Origin of the sequence: Pseudomonas sp. HS-18 (assembly GCF_020401845.1) — a bacterium.
Lineage (GTDB): Bacteria > Pseudomonadota > Gammaproteobacteria > Pseudomonadales > Pseudomonadaceae > Pseudomonas > Pseudomonas nitroreducens.
Genome location: NZ_CP084413.1, coordinates 1088673 through 1107319, shown reverse-complemented (window position 1 = coordinate 1107319; position 18647 = coordinate 1088673). Strand labels below are relative to the sequence as shown.

18 protein-coding genes and 3 tRNA genes are annotated in these 18647 nt (G+C 63.0%); 9 read left to right on the top strand and 12 right to left on the bottom strand.

Going from position 1 to position 18647, the window contains the following annotated elements; translation table 11 throughout:
- Window positions 1–50: 50 nt before the first annotated feature.
- Window positions 51–662, top strand: a complete 612-nt coding sequence (gene coaE / locus LDJ84_RS05235; RefSeq protein WP_226046024.1) for a dephospho-CoA kinase — start codon at window positions 51–53, stop codon at window positions 660–662.
- Window positions 659–862: a DNA gyrase inhibitor YacG gene (gene yacG, locus LDJ84_RS05230; protein ID WP_226046023.1), complete on the top strand. Its 204-nt coding sequence runs from the start codon at window positions 659–661 to the stop codon at window positions 860–862. The genes coaE and yacG overlap by 4 nt, the downstream gene beginning before the upstream one ends.
- A gap of 159 nt (window positions 863–1021) precedes the next feature.
- Here the strand turns inward: yacG and LDJ84_RS05225 are convergent, their stop codons facing one another.
- From LDJ84_RS05225 to LDJ84_RS05215, 3 genes are all read right to left on the bottom strand, one after another.
- Window positions 1022–1237: a hypothetical protein gene (locus LDJ84_RS05225; protein WP_226046022.1), complete on the bottom strand. Its 216-nt coding sequence runs from the start codon at window positions 1235–1237 to the stop codon at window positions 1022–1024.
- A 106-nt stretch (window positions 1238–1343) separates the two neighbouring features.
- Window positions 1344–2033: an energy-coupling factor ABC transporter permease gene (locus LDJ84_RS05220; RefSeq protein WP_226046021.1), complete on the bottom strand. Its 690-nt coding sequence runs from the start codon at window positions 2031–2033 to the stop codon at window positions 1344–1346.
- A complete protein-coding gene (locus tag LDJ84_RS05215) occupies window positions 2030–2464 on the bottom strand; it encodes an FAD/FMN-containing dehydrogenase (protein ID WP_226046557.1) in 435 nt (144 codons plus the stop codon). The genes LDJ84_RS05220 and LDJ84_RS05215 overlap by 4 nt, the downstream gene beginning before the upstream one ends.
- 121 nt (window positions 2465–2585) lie before the next feature.
- Here LDJ84_RS05215 and LDJ84_RS05210 point away from each other — a divergent pair, with 121 nt between their 5' ends.
- The 3 genes from LDJ84_RS05210 to LDJ84_RS05200 all read left to right on the top strand — a co-directional run bounded on the left by LDJ84_RS05210 (window position 2586) and on the right by LDJ84_RS05200 (window position 4832).
- Window positions 2586–3215, top strand: a complete 630-nt coding sequence (locus LDJ84_RS05210; protein ID WP_226046020.1) for a DUF1780 domain-containing protein — start codon at window positions 2586–2588, stop codon at window positions 3213–3215.
- Between the two features lie 94 nt (window positions 3216–3309).
- Window positions 3310–3480 (top strand): DUF3094 domain-containing protein, encoded by a 171-nt coding sequence (locus LDJ84_RS05205; RefSeq protein WP_065084249.1) that lies wholly within the window; start codon window positions 3310–3312, stop codon window positions 3478–3480.
- Between the two features lie 53 nt (window positions 3481–3533).
- Window positions 3534–4832: an NAD(P)/FAD-dependent oxidoreductase gene (locus LDJ84_RS05200; RefSeq protein WP_226046019.1), complete on the top strand. Its 1299-nt coding sequence runs from the start codon at window positions 3534–3536 to the stop codon at window positions 4830–4832.
- Between the two features lie 208 nt (window positions 4833–5040).
- On the opposite strand, the gene cyoE is transcribed toward LDJ84_RS05200, so the two are convergent.
- The 8 genes from cyoE to LDJ84_RS05160 all read right to left on the bottom strand — a co-directional run bounded on the left by cyoE (window position 5041) and on the right by LDJ84_RS05160 (window position 11091).
- Complete coding sequence (cyoE, locus tag LDJ84_RS05195; protein WP_081517366.1) at window positions 5041–5928, bottom strand: heme o synthase; 888 nt, start codon at window positions 5926–5928, stop codon at window positions 5041–5043.
- Between the two features lie 11 nt (window positions 5929–5939).
- Window positions 5940–6305: a cytochrome o ubiquinol oxidase subunit IV gene (cyoD, locus tag LDJ84_RS05190; protein WP_226046018.1), complete on the bottom strand. Its 366-nt coding sequence runs from the start codon at window positions 6303–6305 to the stop codon at window positions 5940–5942.
- Complete coding sequence (cyoC, locus tag LDJ84_RS05185) at window positions 6305–6934, bottom strand: cytochrome o ubiquinol oxidase subunit III (protein ID WP_024765644.1); 630 nt, start codon at window positions 6932–6934, stop codon at window positions 6305–6307. The genes cyoD and cyoC overlap by 1 nt, the downstream gene beginning before the upstream one ends.
- Before the next feature lie 3 nt (window positions 6935–6937).
- Window positions 6938–8920, bottom strand: a complete 1983-nt coding sequence (gene cyoB, locus LDJ84_RS05180) for a cytochrome o ubiquinol oxidase subunit I (protein ID WP_226046017.1) — start codon at window positions 8918–8920, stop codon at window positions 6938–6940.
- Window positions 8921–8926: 6 nt separating this feature from the next.
- Window positions 8927–9910 (bottom strand): ubiquinol oxidase subunit II, encoded by a 984-nt coding sequence (gene cyoA / locus LDJ84_RS05175; protein WP_226046016.1) that lies wholly within the window; start codon window positions 9908–9910, stop codon window positions 8927–8929.
- Window positions 9911–10847: 937 nt separating this feature from the next.
- Window positions 10848–10923: transfer RNA gene (locus LDJ84_RS05170), tRNA-Lys, on the bottom strand.
- Window positions 10924–10929: 6 nt separating this feature from the next.
- Window positions 10930–11006 (bottom strand) — tRNA-Pro (locus LDJ84_RS05165).
- 9 nt (window positions 11007–11015) lie between these two features.
- Window positions 11016–11091 (bottom strand) — tRNA-Asn (locus tag LDJ84_RS05160).
- Between the two features lie 217 nt (window positions 11092–11308).
- On the opposite strand from LDJ84_RS05160, the gene LDJ84_RS05155 reads away from it, so the two are divergent.
- Window positions 11309–13612 carry a DUF1631 domain-containing protein gene (locus LDJ84_RS05155; RefSeq protein ID WP_226046015.1) on the top strand — a complete coding sequence of 768 codons (2304 nt, stop codon included), beginning with the start codon at window positions 11309–11311 and terminating at the stop codon, window positions 13610–13612.
- 11 nt (window positions 13613–13623) lie between these two features.
- Window positions 13624–13977, top strand: coding sequence for a PilZ domain-containing protein (locus tag LDJ84_RS05150; RefSeq protein WP_017521597.1), 354 nt, complete (start codon window positions 13624–13626; stop codon window positions 13975–13977).
- Window positions 13978–14078: 101 nt separating this feature from the next.
- Here the strand turns inward: LDJ84_RS05150 and clpB are convergent, their stop codons facing one another.
- Window positions 14079–16643 (bottom strand): ATP-dependent chaperone ClpB, encoded by a 2565-nt coding sequence (gene clpB, locus LDJ84_RS05145; protein ID WP_226046014.1) that lies wholly within the window; start codon window positions 16641–16643, stop codon window positions 14079–14081.
- Window positions 16644–17178: 535 nt separating this feature from the next.
- Between clpB and LDJ84_RS05140 the strand changes: the two genes are divergently transcribed.
- Both LDJ84_RS05140 and LDJ84_RS05135 read left to right on the top strand, forming a co-directional pair.
- Window positions 17179–17511: a hypothetical protein gene (locus LDJ84_RS05140; RefSeq protein ID WP_226046013.1), complete on the top strand. Its 333-nt coding sequence runs from the start codon at window positions 17179–17181 to the stop codon at window positions 17509–17511.
- 119 nt (window positions 17512–17630) lie between these two features.
- Window positions 17631–18599 carry a DUF932 domain-containing protein gene (locus tag LDJ84_RS05135; RefSeq protein WP_226046012.1) on the top strand — a complete coding sequence of 323 codons (969 nt, stop codon included), beginning with the start codon at window positions 17631–17633 and terminating at the stop codon, window positions 18597–18599.
- Window positions 18600–18647 lie beyond the last annotated feature (48 nt).

Sequence of the window (18647 nt, the reverse complement as noted above, 5' to 3'; positions counted from 1 at the left end):
GCCGAGTTTCGTCGGCGCTTCTGGACGGCCACCGGGCCGGCTGAAGGAGAATGATGAAACCCTGGATTCTGGGCCTCACCGGCGGCATCGGCAGCGGCAAGAGCGCCGCCGCCGAGCATTTCGCCTCGCTGGGCATCCACACGGTCGACGCCGACCACGCCGCGCGCTGGGTGGTGGAACCCGGCCGCCCTGCCCTGGCGAAGATCGTCGAGCGCTTCGGCGACGCCATGCTGCTGCCGGGCGGCCAGCTCAACCGCGCCGCCCTGCGCGAGCGCATCTTCAAGGCCGAGGACGAGCGCCGCTGGCTGGAGCAACTGCTGCACCCGCTCATCGGCCAGGAAATCGCCAGCAACCTGGCGCAGGCGCAATCGCCCTACGCCATCCTGGTCTCGCCGCTGCTGGTGGAGTCCGGCCAGCACCGCATGACCCAGCGCGTACTGGTGGTGGATACCCCCGAACACCTGCAACTGGAGCGCACCATGAGCCGCGACCAGGTGTCGGAAGATCACGTCCGTTCGATTCTCAAGGCCCAGGCCTTGCGCGACGACCGGCTCAAGCACGCGGACGACGTGCTGCTCAACGATGGCGACCTCGGCCACCTGCACCAGCAGGTCGAGCGTCTGCATCAGTTCTATCTCGGCCTGCGTGGAGGACAACCATGAGCCAACCCCTGACCGTGGAATGCCCCACCTGCGGCGCGCCCGTGGAGTGGAGCGCCAAGAGCGAGTACCGCCCCTTCTGCTCGCACCGCTGCAAGCTGATCGACCTGGGCGCCTGGGCGGCGGAAGAGCACGCCATTCCCGGCGACAATCTGGAAGACGAGCTGTTCTCCGGTGATCTGGAAAAGCCGCGCGGGCATTGAGCTCGACAAAAGCCGCCCCTCGAGGTGGCTTTTTTCCAGCTTTTCGTAGGAGCGAGCTTGCTCGCGAAGCGCCCGGTCGAGGCCATCGACGATAAAGCGTTCGCGAGCAAGCTCGCTCCTACAGAAGAGGAAAGGCCCGCAGATGCGGGCCTTTTTCGTTCAGGGACGCATGAAGGTGTAGTCCCGGTCCTCGTCCAGGTTATCGGCGAGGAAGTGCAGTTCGTGCTCGAGGTCCTCCTGCGTGCGCACTTGCGCATTGGCCCGCACCACCGCGCTGAGCAGCGCGCGCACGACCAGTTGCGGGTCCTGCCCGCCGGCTTCGGCTTCGATCAGCAGCTCTGAAAGACGCTGCTCGGCCCAGCTGTGAATGCTCATTGGCAATCTCCTGCGAATGGGGGAGAAAGCTTCCCTGATCGCCCGAGCTTCGCGAACTGACCTGGATCAATCGACGGCGGCGATGCGCCTGGACGATGTACGAACATCAACGCGGCTCATCGTCGTCCTTCCACGGCGCCTGCAGGTAGCGCGTGCGGTTGAAGGTTTCCAGCCAGTCCGGGTAGAAGACCACCAGCCCGGTGACGATGGTGCCGTTGATGAAGGCCTCGGGGAACATGATCAGCCAGAGGTAGCCGATGAAATCCTCGATCCACGGCGGCATCGGGAACAGCCCGTCCATCCACAGCAGGCCGAGGCCCAGCAGCAGGCTGCACACGGCCGCCAGCGCCGCCGGGAAGAAGCCCGAGCAGAAGATGTAGACGAACAGGTTTCGAGGCTGGCGGCGCTCGACGAAGATCGCCGCCAGTTCGGTGATGACCACCGGAATCAGCACCAGCAGGATGCCGTTGACGCCGAGGGCGGCCCAGTCCTGTCGGCCGATGGCGCACAGGCCGAGCTGCGCCACGAGGCCGACCAGAATTGCCAGCGGCCAGTCCAGCAGCAAGGTGACGGCGGTCATGCCGATGAAGTGGAAGGACACGCCAGAGGCGAAGTCCCGCCGCACCAGCCACAGCAGGAACAACCCGAGCATGGTACCGAATACCAGGTGCTGGCGGCGGAAGTCGCTGACCAGTTCCAGCCACGGCGCGCGCCAGATGGCCCAGGCGACGATGGGCAGGTAGATCGCCCAGCCGATCTCCAGGGTTTCGGCCGACAGCAGCTGTGCGGCGATCACGGCGTGCCCCGCTCCAACGCCTGGCGCAGGGCCTGCACCGAGTCGAACTGATGGGTCGAGACGACCTTGCCCTGGTCCAGCCGCATCAATGTCACCGCCTCGGCCTGGCCGGGGAAGCGGCTGGCCACGCGCGGCTCGCGGTCGAGCAGCACGCGGTAGGGGTAGTCGCGCATGGCGGGGATGGCGAACAGCTTGGAGATGGCGGCCGGCATGCGGCTGATGTCGGCGACGAAGGCCGCGTGCCGCGCTTCGAGATAGCCCTGCGGACGATCGGCCAGCGCCGCCTTGACCAGCTTGGAGCCGGCCATGTCGTGGGCGACCAGCAGGACGTTCAGGTCAGCGCCTGCGGTGTAGGGTTTGTCGAACTGGTCCAGCAGCGTCCAGCCGATGGCGGGCGATTCCTGCGCCACCGCCGCGCTTGCCAGCACCATCAACAGCCATCCGCCCAGCAATCGTTTCACGCGTCCCCCTTGCCCGGAACCGACAATGATTGGCAACAGTCTACACCGCCATCGGCGCTCGCCTGCGGCCGCCAGCAACTATGCTTGAGTCATGAACGAGACCGACTATCTGCGCCTGCTGACGCGCCAGGCAGAACAAGCCAATGACTTCCTCTCCAACGCCCGCAAATGGGAGCGAGAGTGCTGGGCCTGCCAGCGGCTGCTGCAGGCGCTGAAGGTGCCGTATCGCCAGGAAGACTTCATCGCGCCCACGCAGCAGCCACCGGATGTGCTGTTCCGCGATGCCGCCTTCGAGGTCTTCTTCGTGCTCGACCAGGGGCGCCGGCTCAACGAGGAATGGAAGGAGGAGCTGCTGCGCCGGCGCATGGCCCAGAGCCTCAACCAGTTGATCCGCCGTGAGCAGCGACCGCGACGGATTCCCTGCGCGGAACTGCAGGCGCGCCTGGCGCCGACGCTGCGCAAGAAAGCGCACAACTACACCGAGCGCGGCATCGACCCGCGCGAGCTGGACCTGCTGGCGTTCGTCAGCCTCAAGCGCGAGACGCCGGACTTCAATACGCCCTTCCCGCCCCCCACCGAATACCTGCGCCAGGGGTGGCGCTCGTTGTCGGTGGTCGGCCCGACCTTCGCCCGCGTGCTCTTCGCCCACAGTGACGCGCCGGACTTCCTGCGCGGCAGCCTGGGCCGCAGCGTCCTCTTCGACATGGGCGTCGGCCTGTAAATAGGCGCCGGCGCAAAGCGGCATTGATCGGCGGCGCATTGAGAGGCCGCCCGAGCCCTACTAGAATGCAGGACATTATAAACGGAGGCCGCCCATGCCCAGTCGCCTGAGCCCCGAAGACCAGCAGAAGGTCGATCAGTACCTCAGCTCCCCCGTCCACCAGGTCCAGCGTGCGCCGTTCAAGCCCTGGCTGATGATGGGTGGCTTGCTCGCTGTGGTCATCGCCCTGGGTTTGCTGAGCCGCCTCCTGGCCTACCTTGCGTGAGCGCCGTGCCGCCACGGGCCGATACAGGATTCCTTAAGCTATGAGAATGCACCATGTCCCATCGTATCGTGATCGTCGGCGGCGGCGCCGGCGGGCTGGAGCTCGCGACCCGTCTCGGCCGCACCCTGGGTAAACAAGGCAAGGCGCGCATTACGCTCGTCGACGCCAACCTCACCCACATCTGGAAACCCCTGCTGCACGAAGTGGCCGCCGGCTCGCTCAACTCTTACGAGGATGAGCTGAACTATGTCGCCCAGGCGAAATGGAACCACTTCGAATTCCAGCTCGGCCGTCTCACCGGCCTGGACCGCGCGAGCCAGCGCATCCAGCTCGCCGCCACGCTCGACGAGCAGGGCGAGGAGCTGGTGCCGGCGCGCGCGCTGGACTACGACACGCTGGTCCTGGCCATCGGCAGCACCACCAATGACTTCGGTACCCAGGGCGCCGCGGACCACTGCATCTTCCTGGATACCCGCGAGCAGGCCGAGCGTTTCCACAAGCTGCTGCTCACTCACTACCTGCGCGCCCACGCCGGGCAGGACAAGGACGACCAGATCAGCGTCGCCATCGTTGGCGCCGGCGCCACCGGGGTCGAGCTGTCCGCCGAGCTGCACCATGCGGCGCAGGAACTGGCGGCCTATGGCCTCACCGGCATCCAGCCGCAGAACATGCGTATCACCCTGATCGAGGCTGGTCCGCGCGTGCTGCCGGCGCTGCCCGAACGCATCAGCCAACCGGTCCATCAGACACTGGAGAAACTCGGCGTGCGCGTGGCGACCGGTTCGGCGGTACAGGAAGTGACGGCCGACGGCCTGCGGACTTCGGCGGGCGAGTTCATTCCGGCGAGCCTGAAGGTCTGGGCGGCGGGCATCCGCGCGCCGAGCCTGCTCAAGGAGATCGACGGCCTGGAGACCAACCGCATCAACCAACTGGTGGTTCGCCCTACGCTGCAGACGACCCGCGATGACAACATCTTCGCCTTCGGCGATTGCGCGGCCTGCCCGATGGGCGATGGTAGCGAACGTACCGTGCCGCCACGCGCGCAGGCCGCGCACCAGCAGGCTTCGCTGCTGGCCAAGGCACTGGTGGCGAAGCTCGATGGCAAGCCACTGCCGGAGTACCGCTACACCGACTACGGTTCGCTGATCTCGCTGTCGCGCTTCAGCGCCGTGGGCAACCTGATGGGTAACCTGATGGGCAGCGTCAAGCTCGAAGGCTGGCTGGCGCGGATGTTCTACGTGTCGCTGTACCGCATGCACCAGATGGCGCTTTACGGGCCGTTCCGTACCGCGCTGCTGATGATCGCGGATCGCATCGGACGCAGCACCGAGCCGCGCTTGAAGCTGCACTGATCGGGTAGCGATCGCGGGCGCAGTCCGCTCCTGCAGGACCCGAAGCACCCTGTAGGAGCGAGCTTGCTCGCGAACCGCCCCAGCTCTGGATCTGCCGGCAAAGAGCGTTCGCGAGCAAGCTCGCTCCTACAAAAGCCACATCGCCAGGAAATACCAGGCACAAAAAAGCCGCCCCGAGGGGCGGCTTTTTCGTTGCAGCAGAGCAGCCTTACAGCGCCGCCAGCATCGACTGGGCCGGAATGGCCTGGAAGTCGATGGACATCATCAGGCTCAGCACGCTGATCGCGATGATGGAGAAGGCGAACAACTGGCGGGCCCAGCGGCGGTCGTCTTCGGCACTGAAGCCTTTCACCGCGATGAACAGCCACCAGGCACTGACAGCCAGCGCCACCACCAGGTAACCGTAGCCAGCAAAGCCGGTCACGGTCAGCAGCAGGGTCGCCAGGCCGAAGGCCACGACGTAGTAGAGGATCTGCTTCTTGGTCGCTTCGATGCCCCGCTCCACCGGCAGCACGGGAATCCCGGCGGCGCGGTAGTCGTTGAGGCGGAAGATCGCGATGGCGTAGCTGTGCGGCATCTGCCAGAGGCAGAAGATCAGCAGCAGCACCGCCGCGCCCATGTCGAAGTGACCGCTCGCGGCGCAGTAGCCCACCACCGGCGGCATGGCTCCGGAGAGACTGCCGACCAGCGTGCCGTAGACCGAGCTGCGCTTGAGCCAGAGGCTGTAGAGCACGACGTAGACGAAGAAGCCGAACGCAGCGAGCAGAGTTGCTTGCACGTTGGTCTTCCACGCCAGCAGGCCGAAGCCCGCCGCACCGAGGACCACGCCGTGGGCCAGGGCGGCCTTCAGCGAGATCTGCCCGGTCACGGTGACACGACTGCGGGTACGCTCCATGAAGCGATCGATGTCGCGGTCGATGCAGTTGTTGAACACACAACCGCTGGCAACGACCAGGGACAGGCCGATCACGGTGGCCAGCAGCAGCATCGGGTCAACGCTGCCGCGAGCGGCGAGGAAGTATCCCCCCGCCACCGCGATCAGGTTTCCGAAGATGATGCCCGGCTTGGCGACCAGGAGATAACGCTTGAGTTTCACGGCATCGGCCCTCAGGGCATCGGCATCATCAGGGTGTCTGCGGTGTAGATGATCCACAGCGACAGACCGACCACCAGCAGGATGATGATGGCGGTGAAGATGAATGCCATGACGTTCCAGCGGCCTTCGGAGCTGAAGTTCATGTGCAGGAAGCAGATCAGGTGCACGACGACCTGAACCAGGCCCAGGATCACCATGGTCAGCAGGGTGGCGTGACGCGAGAAGCCGCCGTCGATAACCATGTAGAACGGGATCGCGGTCAGGATCACCGAGAGCACGAAGCCGATGGCGTACGAACCCAGGCTGCCGTGGCTGGCACCGTGGGAATCGTGGCCGTGGGCGCCGTGGGAGTCGTGATGATGTGCAGCAGCGGACATTACAGAGCCCCCATCAGGTAGACGACGGTGAAGACGCAGATCCAGACGATGTCCAGGAAGTGCCAGAACAGGCTCAGGCACATCATGCGGGTGTTGTTCTGCGCGGTCAGGCCACGGGTGCCGATCTGCGCCATCAGCACCAGCATCCACAGCAGGCCTGCGGATACGTGCAGGCCGTGCATGCCGACCAGGGTGAAGAAGGACGACAGGAAGGCGCTGCGGCTCGGGCCGAAGCCTTCGACGATCAGGTGATGGAACTCGTTGAGTTCCATGCCGATGAACGCGGCACCGCAGAGGAAGGTCACGCCGAGCCAGGCGATGGCCTTGCCCTTGGCACCCTTGTGCGCGGCCAGCATGGCCAGGCCGTAGGTGCAGGAGGAGATCAGCAGGATCGCGGTTTCGACGGCCACGTAGGGCAGTTCGAAGATGTCCTTGCCGCTCGGGCCGCCCGCCGTGTGGTTGACCAGCACGGCGTAGGTGGCGAAGACGCTCGCGAACAGGATGCAGTCGGTCATCAGGTACAGCCAGAAGCCGAATACCGTCATACCGCCGCTGTCGTGAGCATGGTCATGGTCGTGCGCCGCTTCGTGCGTATCGACCAGGTGTTGATCAAGTACTGCCGTCGACATGGTTTATACCTGCTGTGCGGAGGCGAGTTGCTGGAAGTTGGCGTTCTCGATGCGCTCGATCTCATCCGGCTGGACGTAGTAGTCCACGTCGGTGATGTAGCTGCGCACGATGACCGAGGCGATCATGCCGACGAAGCCAACACCCACCAGCCACCAGATGTGCCAGATGGCAGCGAAGCCGAAGAGGAAGGCGAACACGGCGATGGAGAAGCCAGCGGCGGTGTTCTTCGGCATGTGGATCGGCGCGTAGGCCGGCAGCTTGCGGTATGCGGTACCGGTCTGCTTCATGTCGTGGAACGCGTCGATGTCGTTGACCTTCGGCAGTTCGGCGAAGTTGTAGTACGGCGGCGGCGAGGAAGTGGACCATTCCAGGGTACGGCCACCCCACGGGTCGCCAGTCAGGTCGGCCAGTTGCTTGCGGTTCTTGATCGAGACCAGCAGCTGGATCAGTTGGCAGGCGATACCGAAGAAGATCAGCACGGCGCCGAAGAAGGCCACCACCAGGTACGGCTTCCACATCGGGTTGTCGTAGTGGTTCAGGCGACGGGTCATGCCCATGAAGCCGAGGATGTACAGCGGCATGAAGGCCATGTAGAAGCCGACCAGCCAGCACCAGAAGGAGCGCTTGCCCCACTTCTCGTCCAGCTTGAAGCCGAAGGCTTTCGGGAACCAGAAGACGAAGCCGGCCAGGTAACCGAACACCGCACCACCGATGATGGTGTTGTGGAAGTGGGCGATCAGGAACAGGCTGTTGTGCAGCAGGTAGTCAGCGCCCGGGATGGCCAGCAGAACGCCGGTCATGCCACCGATGGTGAAGGTGACGATGAAGCCCAGGGTCCACAGGATCGGGGTGTCGAAGCGCAGGCGGCCACGGTAGATGGTGAACAGCCAGTTGAACAGCTTCACCCCGGTCGGGATGGAGATCAGCATGGTCGCCACGCCGAAGAAGCCGTTGACGTCGCCGCCCGAACCCATGGTGAAGAAGTGGTGCAGCCACACGGTGAAGCCGAGGAAGGTGATCGCGGCGCTCGCCCACACCATCGAGGTGTAGCCGAACATGCGCTTGCCAGCGAAGGTCGCGGTGACTTCGGAGAAGATACCGAAAGCCGGCAGGATCAGGATGTACACCTCAGGATGGCCCCAGGCCCAGAAGAGGTTGATGTACATCATGGCGTTGCCGCCCAGCTCGTTGGTGAAGAAGTGCATGTCGAAGTAACGGTCCAGCGACAGCAGGCCCAGGGCCGCGGTCAGGATCGGGAACGACGCAACGATCAGGATGTTGGCGAAGGTGCAGGTCCAGGTGAAGATCGGCATCTGCATCAGCTTCATGCCGGGGGTACGCATCTTGAACACGGTCACCAGGAAGTTGATACCCGTGAGCAAGGTACCCATACCCGATATCTGTAGTGCCCAGATGTAGTAGTCCACACCCACGCCCGGGCTGTAGGCCAGCTCGGACAGCGGCGGGTAGGCGACCCAGCCGGTACGGGCGAATTCACCCAGGCCCAGGGATACGTTCACCAGCATGGCGCTGACGACCAGCAGCCAGAAGCTCAGGGAGTTCAGGAACGGGAACGCCACGTCGCGCGCGCCGATCTGCAGCGGCACGGCCAGGTTCATCAGGCCGGTCATGAAGGGCATGGCCATGAAGATGATCATGATCACGCCATGGGCGGTGAAGATCTGGTCGTAGTGTTCCGGCGGCAGGTAGCCGTGGTTGGCGCCTTCAGCCAGTGCGAGCTGGCCGCGCATCATGATGGCGTCGGCAAAGCCGCGCAGGAGCATGATCAGGGCGACGATGATGTACATCACGCCGATTTTCTTGTGGTCGATGGACGTCAGCCATTCGGTCCACAGGTAGGTCCACTTGCGGTAGTAGGTGATCGCGCCGAACACACCGAGGCCCAACAGGGCGACGATGGCCAGCGTGATGACGATGATCGGCTCGTGATACGGCACGGCCGACAGTGTCAGTTTCCCGAACATCTGTGCTTACTCCTGGCTCGGATTCATTTGCATGCCCGGCATGTTGCTCATGTCGTGGCCCGCCATGGCGGCCTCTTCATGCGCTTCGCCGTGCTCGCCCTTCTCGGCCTGCTCTTTGGCTTCGTGGGCCTTGGCCATGGCGTGGCCGGCGTGTTCCCACTTGTTCAGCACGTGGGAGAACAGCTCGGGGCTGACGGTGGCGAAGTAGGTCGCCGGGACGTTCTCGGTCGGCTTCACCAGCTCCGGGTACTGATCAAGGTTCAGGGTCTGCTGCGAGGCCTTGACCTTCGCGACCCACTCCTGGAAGCCCTGCTCGGAGGTGGAGATGGCCTTGAACTTCATGCCCGAGAAGCCGCCGCCGCTGTAGTTCGCGGAGATGCCGTCGAACACGCCTTTTTCGTTGGCGATCAGGTGCAGCTTGGTCAGCATCCCGGCCATGGAGTAGATCTGGCTACCCAGCTGCGGGATGAAGAACGAGTTCATCACCGAATCCGAGGTGATCTGGAAGTTCACCGGGGTGTCTTTCGGGAAGGCGATCTCGTTGACGGTGGCGATACCCTGTTCCGGGTAGATGAACAGCCACTTCCAGTCCAGCGAGATGGCCTGGATGGTCACCGGCTTGACCTCGGAGTCCAGCGGACGGTAAGGGTCCAGCTTGTGGGTGCTCTCCCAGGTGATCCAGCCGAGCACGGCGATGATCAGGCAGGGAACCAGCCACACCACCAGCTCGATCCTGGTCGAGTGGGACCAGTCCGGCATGTAGGTGGCCTTGGTGTTCGAAGCCCGGTATTTCCAGGCGAACGCAAAGGTCATCAGGATGACCGGCACCACCACGATCAGCATCAGCAGGGTTGCCGTGATGATCAGGGACTTCTCGTCAGCGCCGACCTGCCCTTTCGGGTCGAACAGCGCCATGTTGCAACCACCGAGCATCAGCATCGGCAGCCACGCCAGTCTCTTCAAAATTCCTGTGTACTGCTCTTTTTTCATCTTGCGGCCTTAGTGGATGAAAATCGCTTCACCGCCCATGAGCCTTCGCCACGCATTGCTCGACGACTCGTTACCCGCGACTTTTCCAAGCCGCCTGCCAGGGCTGTCATGGATTCACGAACGCGGCCGCAAGGATTCCAGGCAAAGGGAGGTCGCCCGGTCTTCGCGATGCGAAACCGATTTCGTCAGCTGATTCGTTCCGTGTTATTCAGCGTGTGGTGTCTGGACTGGCGGCTCGTTGAAGCGCGCGCGTCGCACACCGGATGCACGAGCGGATTGCCCGACTCGTCGTATGACAGGAGCCCACCGATGGCAGCCCCCTATTGTTATGCCGCTGCACCGAAGGGTGAGCACTGGCCTTGATCTACGTCAGTGCGACTCAGCGATTTGGGGGTAGGAAATGGACGGCGGGTATTACAAAGCATTTCAGAAACCCCTTTCAAGGCCCCGGCCTTTCATTTTTAACAAGATATTTTCTCACCCCATGAAACAGTCCCGACTCGAATCGTTCAGAAAACACCCAATTAACACATGAGAGAAAGGGGCTTTCCCTCCCTGCCAAGTCTCGGCTCCGGTCTCCACGAAAATACGTCGGCCCCATGAACCACGGGCGTTTCAGCCCTTCAAGAAAGACCTTCCGCGAGCCGCTAAAGCATCTGGCAAAGACCTTGCCATGACGGCGATCAAGAACCTTCTCAAAAGCTCGAAAATGGCTCCGCGCATCCTGCGACACATCGACGCATCAGGCTTTTTGCAAGGGCTAATATGCGACCAATTGTGACGATCGTTCCGAGTGCAAAGCACGAAACGATCGTCACAAAGGAGTGCGGATGAATGTTCTACGACAGGATCTGGAAGAGGCGATTGTTGCGGAAAAAGAAAAAGCCCGCAGTCTCTATGAGATTGCGGGCTTTTCTTGGCTCTTGCGAGCCTGATATGGTGGGTCGTGTAGGATTCGAACCTACGACCAATTGGTTAAAAGCCAACTGCTCTACCGACTGAGCTAACGACCCTGAATTTGGTCGGGGTAGGGGGATTCGAACTCCCGACATCTTGCTCCCAAAGCAAGCGCGCTACCGGACTGCGCTATACCCCGTTTGAAAGTTGGCTCCGCGACCTGGACTCGAACCAGGGACCCAATGATTAACAGTCATTTGCTCTACCGACTGAGCTATCGCGGAACGACGAACCTTTCAATCTCTTCCACTTCGCTTCCGGCTTCACCGGAATCCCGTATCAGAGGCGCGCCATTTTACGTATATCGAAACGTCTGTCAACACTCTGATCCAAAAAGTTTTTCTGTGCTTTGCAGGGGGCCAGGCTGATTGCTATATCTGCATGGAAAAACTCGAGTGATCCACCGCGAGTGTAAACGGAACGATCACGCACAGGATGGCCATGAGCAACAAGGACACCCCACCGCCCTCCCCCATCGCCAGCCGGGTGATCCAGCCCCGCTTCGGCGAGTTGGTGCAGGCTTGCCGCCAGTTGGCGATGAATCACCTTGCCGAGCTCCTGGGCAATGTCTTCGCCCAGGTGGACGACGCGCTCTTCGAATGCGCCGAGAAAGCCGAGAACAACCAGGTCCAGGCCCTGTTCTTCGACGCCATGCGCGAAGTCCGCCGCGAGCGGCCGAACCTCGAGCGCTTCTACCACCAGCGCATCGCCCAGGGCCTGAGCGACTTCCTCGAAGGCAAACTGCCTCTCACGGAGCCGCTTGAAGAGCTGGACATGGACCAGCTGACCCTGGTCGGCAACGACGAATATGAAGAAACGCTGCTGGTGACCAACATGGTCAACCAGGTGCGCGCGCACTGTGCACAGCAGCTGTTCGCGCTGGATCAGCGCCTGGCACTGCTCAACAACGGCAGCAAGCTGGGCGAGGACCGTAATCCCTTCGGCCCGCAGGCCATTGCCCAGGCGTTCCGCGACACCCTGGCGCGCAGTGTCTTCCCGCTGCGGATCAAGACCATCCTTTATGTGCTGTTCGACCAACAGGTCATGCAGCATCTGCAACCTATATATGAACAGCTGAACAAGCGCCTGGCCGACGGCGGGGTCCTGCCCAACCTGAAATACCGCCCGCAAGGCCAGCGCCCGGCGTCCTCCCACACACCACGCCCGGCGAAGATTGCGGAGAAAAGCACCACGATGCCGGACGACGGGGCACCAGTGCTGCCGCCCTACAGCGCCAGTGACCTGCCGGACATGCCACCCGGCGACCGCAATGCCCTGTTCGGGGGCCTCGCCGTGCTGCTCGCCGAACGCCGTCGGCGCGGCGACAAGGCCACGTTGTTCGGCAACACCCAGAGTATCGTCAGCTTCGGCCCCACCACCGCCACGACGACCTATAGCGCCAATGAGCTGCTGGAAGCATTGAACCGCCTGCAGCGCGAATCGGCCCACGAGCTGGCCCAGCGCCTGCGCCAGCCGCAACCGGTCGATGCCTTGAAAGCCGATCTGCAGCGCCACCTGGAAGCCGGCAGCGCGCAACCGAAGAACACCCGGCTGACCGACCAGGAGGCCGATGTCATCGACCTGGTAGGCATGGTCTTCGACTTCATCCTCGACGACGAGAACCTGCCGGACAGCTGCAAGACCACCCTCTCCCACCTGCATACGCCCTTCCTCAAGGTCGCCCTGCTGGACAAGCAACTGTTCACCCAGCATCACCATCCGGCACGCAAGCTACTCAATGCCATGGCCCAGGCCGGCGTGCTGTATGGCGGCGAGGGCGAGGAGCGCGCTCTGCTGGCGAAGATGCACTGGGTAGTCGAGCGGGTGATCCAGGGCTTCGTCGGCGACCTGTCGCTGTTCGACAGCCTGCTGGGCGACTTCAACGAATACGTCAGCAACCTGCGACAGAAGGTCGAGCTGCGCGAGCGTCGAGCCATGGAGGCCGCCCGCGGCCGCGACCGTCTACTGGCCGCCCGCGAGCAAGCGCTGGACGCCATCGCCAAGGTGACGCAGGACCGCGACTTGCCGGAACTGGTGCGCAACTTCCTGGAAATGAGCTGGTGCGATGCTCTTACCTTCATTGTGCTGCGCAGCGGTGAGCACAGCGACGAATGGAAACGCGCCTGCGAAGTCGGTGAACAACTCGCCTGGAGCGTGACGCCTCTGGATGCCGCTGGCCGCGATCATCTGCAGGCCATCCGCTTGGCCCTCCTGGAAGAGCTGCGCAAGGGTCTGGAAGTGCTGGGGGGTTACCACGAGGACGGCATCCGCCGGCTGCTGCAGGATCTGGTTGCCTGCCAGCACGCGATCCAGGCACAGCAACCGCAGATCGCCGCGCAACTCAAGCAGGAGCTGCCGGAGAGTCCGCTGGGCGCCATGCTTGGCGCCGAGGGCCATACCCTGGTCAAGCCCGATGGCGCGGCGCTCTCCGAACGCGTGCGGGTATTGATCAAGGAGTTGAGCCAGCAGGAGTTCGGCACCTGGTTCGAATTCAGCGACACCACGCCGCCGCGCCGGCTCAAGCTCTCGTGGTTCAGCCCGACCACTCGCAACTACATGTTCGTCGACCACACAGGGCAACGGGTGGCGGTCAAACCGATAGTGCAGTTGGCGCAGGATATGGAGGCGGGCAGGGTCCGCCTGGTACCGCTGGAACAGTCCGCCCCGCTGATGGATCGTGCGCTGAATGCCATCTACCGGGTCCTGCAACGCTTTACTTCCGGGCGCAGCCCGGCACAGACCTGAGGGAGCAGTCGATGAGTGAACGTCGCCAGCATAGCCGGCAGCAGACCGGGCTGACCGTGGAAGTCTTCGACCGCCACACCAGGCGCAGCCTGGGCCGGCTCGCCGACCTGTCCGCCGAAGGGTTCATGCTCTGCGGCGTGGACGTGCCGGAGGCCGACTCGGTCTGGGAGTGTCATCTGGTACCGGCTCCGCCACTGGACGAAATCGGCGAGATCCAGCTCGGCGCCGATTGCCTGTGGAGTCGCGCCGGCACCGACGGCCAATTGGGCTGGGCGGGTTTTCACATCATCGATATCGCCGAGGATCAGGCGGAGCGGATCGAGCAACTGCTGATCCTGCTCGGTGGGGCCCGCGAGACAGGCTGAATACCAACGGGAGCCGGCCATGCGCGCGATCACGGAACGGGCCCGCGCCGGCCGGACAGGAAAAAGCCCGCCAATTGGCGGGCTTTTTCATGGAGCACTGATCAGGAGAAGACGATCTCGTCGTTTTCGACCTTGGCGTGGATCTGCGTACCAGGGTTGAACTTGCCGGCCAGGATCAGTTGCGCCAGCGGGTTCTCGATCCAGCGCTGGATTGCGCGCTTGAGCGGCCGTGCGCCATACACCGGATCGAAACCGACGGCGATCAGCTTGTCCATGGCGTCGTCGCTCAGCTCGAGGCTCAGCTCGCGCTCGGCCAGGCGCTTGCGCAGGCGGCCCATCTGGATCTGGGCGATGCCGGCGATCTGCTCGCGAGCCAACGGTTCGAAGACCACCACTTCGTCGATCCGGTTGATGAATTCCGGACGGAAGTGCGAATTCACCGCATCCATGACTGCTGCATGCTGGGCTTCACGGTCGCCGACCAGTTCCTGGATCTGCGCAGAGCCCAGGTTCGAGGTCATCACCACCACGGTATTGCGGAAGTCCACGGTGCGGCCGTGGCTATCGGTCAGGCGGCCGTCTTCGAGCACCTGCAGCAAGACGTTGAAGACGTCCGGGTGGGCCTTCTCGACTTCGTCCAGCAGCACCACGGAGTACGGCTTGCGTCGCACGGCCTCGGTCAGGTAACCACCTTCTTCATAGCCGACGTAGCCCGGCGGTGCGCCGATCAGACGGGCCACGGAGTGTTTCTCCATGAATTCGGACATGTCGATGCGCACCAGCGCTTCCTCGGTGTCAAAGAGGAATTCGGCCAGCGCCTTGCACAGCTCAGTCTTGCCCACCCCGGTCGGGCCGAGGAAGAGGAACGAGCCGCTGGGGCGATTCGGGTCCGCCAGCCCCGCACGGGAACGGCGCACGGCGTTGGCCACGGCCACCACGGCCTCATGCTGGCCGATGACGCGCTTGTGCAGCTCGTCTTCCATGCGCAGCAGCTTCTCGCGCTCGCCTTCGAGCATCTTGGAGACCGGGATGCCGGTCCACTTGGCGACCACTTCGGCGATTTCCTCGTCGGTCACCTTGTTGCGCAGCAGCTGCTTCTCGGTCTGGCCATGCTGGTCGACCATCTGCAGGCTGCGCTCCAGGTCCGGAATGGTCTGGTACTGGATGCGCGCCATGGTTTCCAGGTCGCCCTTGCGCCGCGCGGTCTCCATTTCCTGCTTGGCCTGCTCGATCTTCTGCTGGATCTGCGCGGAACCCTGGACCTCGGCTTTCTCCGACTTCCAGATTTCCTCGAGGTCGGCGTACTCGCGCTCGAGCTTGGCGATGTCTTCTTCCAGCTTGGCGAGGCGCTTCCTGGTGGCCTCGTCGTCTTCCTTCTTCAGCGCCTCGCGTTCGATCTTCAACTGGATCAGGCGGCGATCCAGGCGATCAAGTTCCTCCGGCTTGGAGTCGATCTCCATGCGGATGCGGCTGGCGGCCTCGTCGATCAGGTCGATGGCCTTGTCCGGCAGCTGGCGGTCGGTGATGTAGCGATGGCTGAGCTTGGCCGCGGCGATGATCGCGCCATCGGTAATGGTCACGCCGTGGTGCACCTCGTAGCGCTCTTTCAGGCCACGCAGGATGGCGATGGTGTCCTCCTCGCTCGGCTCATCCACCAGCACTTTCTGGAAGCGGCGCTCCAGGGCGGCATCCTTCTCGATGTACTGGCGGTATTCGTCCAGGGTGGTAGCACCCACGCAGTGCAACTCGCCACGGGCCAGGGCCGGCTTGAGCATGTTGCCGGCATCCATGGCGCCTTCGGCCTTGCCGGCACCGACCATGGTGTGCAGTTCGTCGATGAACAGGATGATCCGCCCTTCCTGCTTGGACAGTTCGTTGAGCACGGCTTTCAGGCGCTCCTCGAACTCGCCGCGGAACTTGGCGCCGGCGATCAGCGAGCCCATGTCCAGCGCCAGCAGGCGCTTGTCCTTCAGGCCGTCGGGTACTTCGCCGTTGACGATGCGCTGGGCCAGGCCTTCGACGATAGCGGTCTTGCCGACGCCGGGTTCGCCGATCAGCACGGGGTTGTTCTTGGTGCGGCGCTGCAGGACCTGGATGGTCCGGCGGATTTCGTCGTCACGGCCGATCACCGGGTCGAGCTTGCCGTCCTCGGCACGCTTGGTCATGTCGACGGTGTACTTGTCCAGCGCCTGGCGCGAATCCTCGGCGTTCGGGTCGTTGACCGCCTCGCCACCCCGCAGGTTGGCCACAGCATTCTCCAGGGCCTTCTTGGAGACGCCCTGGCTGGTCAGCAGCTTGCCAAGCTTGGTGCTGTCGTCCATGGCGGCGAGCAGCACGAGTTCGCTGGAGATGAACTGGTCGCCCTTCTGCTGGGCCAGGCGGTCGGCCTGGTTGAGCAGGCGCGCCAGGTCCTGCGACAGGTTCACATCGCCGGTGGGGTTCTGGATCTTCGGCAGCGTGTCCATCTCCTTATTGAGAGAGGAGCGTAGCGCCGGAATATCGAAGCCGACCTGCATCAGCAGGGGCTTGATGGAGCCGCCCTGCTGATCGATCAGCGCGGACAGCAGGTGCACCGGCTCGATGGCCGGGTGGTCATGTCCAACGGCCAGGGACTGGGCATCGGAGAGTGCAAGCTGGAGCTTGCTGGTCAAACGGTCGATTCGCATGAGGGTCGTCCTTCCTTTCTATGGCGGGCCGGAGCGATGAGTGCCCCTGGTCACGACTAACCCGCCGGGATGCCAGATAGATAAGGGCTATTTTGGTCGGTTCAAGCCATTTAGCCATGACACCGGTCAGGTCGTGGTATTGGCATGGCGTCCGGCGCAATTTGACGAGAGCGTTCCTAACAGCGAATCTTTTTCTCGAAGCTTACAGAGGGTCCGGTTGTCGCAAACAAGATCCACTCCAAGAGCAGGACACCCTCCAGAGAAACATCCGCCCATACGGGGCTCACCCTAAGAAAGCATATTGAGACCGAAGACTCACGTCACGAGTGCTCCATTGAGGCCGGAATGGTCGGTCGACCTGAGCCCCTGAAGCCTCGATGAAGCGAGAGAGCTTTCGCCTATGTAGACCAGCCATCCTGTCGTGATGTCGGAGGCCATCACCTGGATTCAAAGAAATTTCAGACCTGTATTACTCAAGGGAAGACGGGCACGTATGGCCCTCTTCAGCCCTTTTCGTTGAACAGGAGTCTGAAAAATGTCGATTTACTGCCCTTCCTGTAATTCTGAGCACATTCGTACCCGTAATTTCGCCCGCAAAGTCGGCGGCGCAGCCGGAGCGCTCGGTGGCGCCGCGACCGGTGCCGCCAGCGCGGTCACCGGCGCCCAAAGTGGCGCTGCTATAGGCGCCGTTGCGGGTCCCATTGGCGCCGTACTCGGCGGTGTAGCCGGCGCCATTCTGGGCGGGCTGGCCGGTGGCGCCGTGGGCAGCCTGGCCGGTGCCCGCATGGGCGAAGAAATCGATGCCCAGGTGCTCGACAACTTCGAGTGCCAGGCCTGCGGCCAGGTGTTTTCGGTCAGCGAAAACTAGCCCCTCCCTGTCATACCGCGCTCCCACGCGCCGCCTTTCCTCTCATTTTCCGCACGTCGATGCTCGCTGCTGAAACCGAGCATTGGCGCTCGCCAGTGTCCTCTGGCAAGGAGATCTTTATGGCTCATCTCATCGAACAAATGGCTTATGTCGGTGCCACGCCGTGGCATGGCCTGGGCAATCAACTCACCCAGCAACAACCCATCGAAGTCTGGCAACGTGAGGCCGGCATGGACTGGGAAATTCTCGAAAGTCCGGTTCACTTCAAGTCCGACGCCATCGGCCATCTGGGCACCATCCACTCCTTCCCCGAGCAGAAGGTGCTCTATCGCTCGGACAGCAAAGCGCCGCTATCGGTGGTTTCCCAGCGCTACCACACCGTACAGCCACGCGAGGTGCTGGAATTCTACCGCGATCTCACCGAGGTCTCTGGCTATGAGCTGGAGACTGCTGGCGTGCTCAAGGGCGGACGAAAGTTCTGGGCGCTGGCACGCACGGGGCAAGGCACAGCCCTGAAGGGCAATGACCAGGTGAATGGCTATCTGCTGCTGGCCACCTCCTGCGACGGCACCCTGGCCACCACGGCGACGCCGACCACGGTGCGCGTAGTGTGCAACAACACCCTGACCATCGCCCTGGACGGTACTAGCCGGGCAATCAAGGTGCCGCACAACACCCGCTTCGATCCGCAGTTGGTGAAGAAGCAACTCGGTATCGCCGTCTCGCAGTGGGATGAGTTTATGTATCGCATGCGGACGTTGGCTGAGCGAAAAGTGAAATCCAAGGAGGCGTTGAGCTTCATCACCACCGTACTCGGCGACAGTTTGCCTACCAGTCAGCAAGGCAAGACTGTGCCGAACATTCGCGCCATGCAAAAGGTGGAAAGCCTGTACCAAGGACACGGCCGAGGCAGTCAGCTGGACTCGGCGCGCGGCACCGCCTGGGGACTGCTCAATGCCATCACCGAATTCGTCGATCACGAGCGTCGTGCGCGCAGCAACGAGTACCGCATGGACTCGGCCTGGTTCGGCCGGGGCGCCCAGATCAAGCAACGCGCCCTGGATGCCGCACTGCGCCTCGTCGCCTAACCCGTTCGCCCATCAATCCTCTCGCCCGATCAGCACGAAGCTGATCGG

Coding starts and splice junctions, on each gene's coding strand:
- LDJ84_RS05150 (WP_017521597.1), top strand. CDS start 13,624: ATGAGTGAACGTCGCCAGCATAGCCGGCAGCAGACCGGGCTGACCGTG.
- LDJ84_RS05210 (WP_226046020.1), top strand. CDS start 2,586: ATGAACGAGACCGACTATCTGCGCCTGCTGACGCGCCAGGCAGAACAA.
- LDJ84_RS05155 (WP_226046015.1), top strand. CDS start 11,309: ATGAGCAACAAGGACACCCCACCGCCCTCCCCCATCGCCAGCCGGGTG.
- LDJ84_RS05200 (WP_226046019.1), top strand. CDS start 3,534: ATGTCCCATCGTATCGTGATCGTCGGCGGCGGCGCCGGCGGGCTGGAG.
- LDJ84_RS05205 (WP_065084249.1), top strand. CDS start 3,310: ATGCCCAGTCGCCTGAGCCCCGAAGACCAGCAGAAGGTCGATCAGTAC.
- yacG (WP_226046023.1), top strand. CDS start 659: ATGAGCCAACCCCTGACCGTGGAATGCCCCACCTGCGGCGCGCCCGTG.
- LDJ84_RS05140 (WP_226046013.1), top strand. CDS start 17,179: ATGTCGATTTACTGCCCTTCCTGTAATTCTGAGCACATTCGTACCCGT.
- clpB (WP_226046014.1), bottom strand. CDS start 16,643: ATGCGAATCGACCGTTTGACCAGCAAGCTCCAGCTTGCACTCTCCGAT.
- LDJ84_RS05135 (WP_226046012.1), top strand. CDS start 17,631: ATGGCTCATCTCATCGAACAAATGGCTTATGTCGGTGCCACGCCGTGG.
- cyoA (WP_226046016.1), bottom strand. CDS start 9,910: ATGAAAAAAGAGCAGTACACAGGAATTTTGAAGAGACTGGCGTGGCTG.
- LDJ84_RS05215 (WP_226046557.1), bottom strand. CDS start 2,464: ATGGTGCTGGCAAGCGCGGCGGTGGCGCAGGAATCGCCCGCCATCGGC.
- cyoD (WP_226046018.1), bottom strand. CDS start 6,305: ATGTCCGCTGCTGCACATCATCACGACTCCCACGGCGCCCACGGCCAC.
- coaE (WP_226046024.1), top strand. CDS start 51: ATGATGAAACCCTGGATTCTGGGCCTCACCGGCGGCATCGGCAGCGGC.
- LDJ84_RS05225 (WP_226046022.1), bottom strand. CDS start 1,237: ATGAGCATTCACAGCTGGGCCGAGCAGCGTCTTTCAGAGCTGCTGATC.
- cyoC (WP_024765644.1), bottom strand. CDS start 6,934: ATGTCGACGGCAGTACTTGATCAACACCTGGTCGATACGCACGAAGCG.
- cyoB (WP_226046017.1), bottom strand. CDS start 8,920: ATGTTCGGGAAACTGACACTGTCGGCCGTGCCGTATCACGAGCCGATC.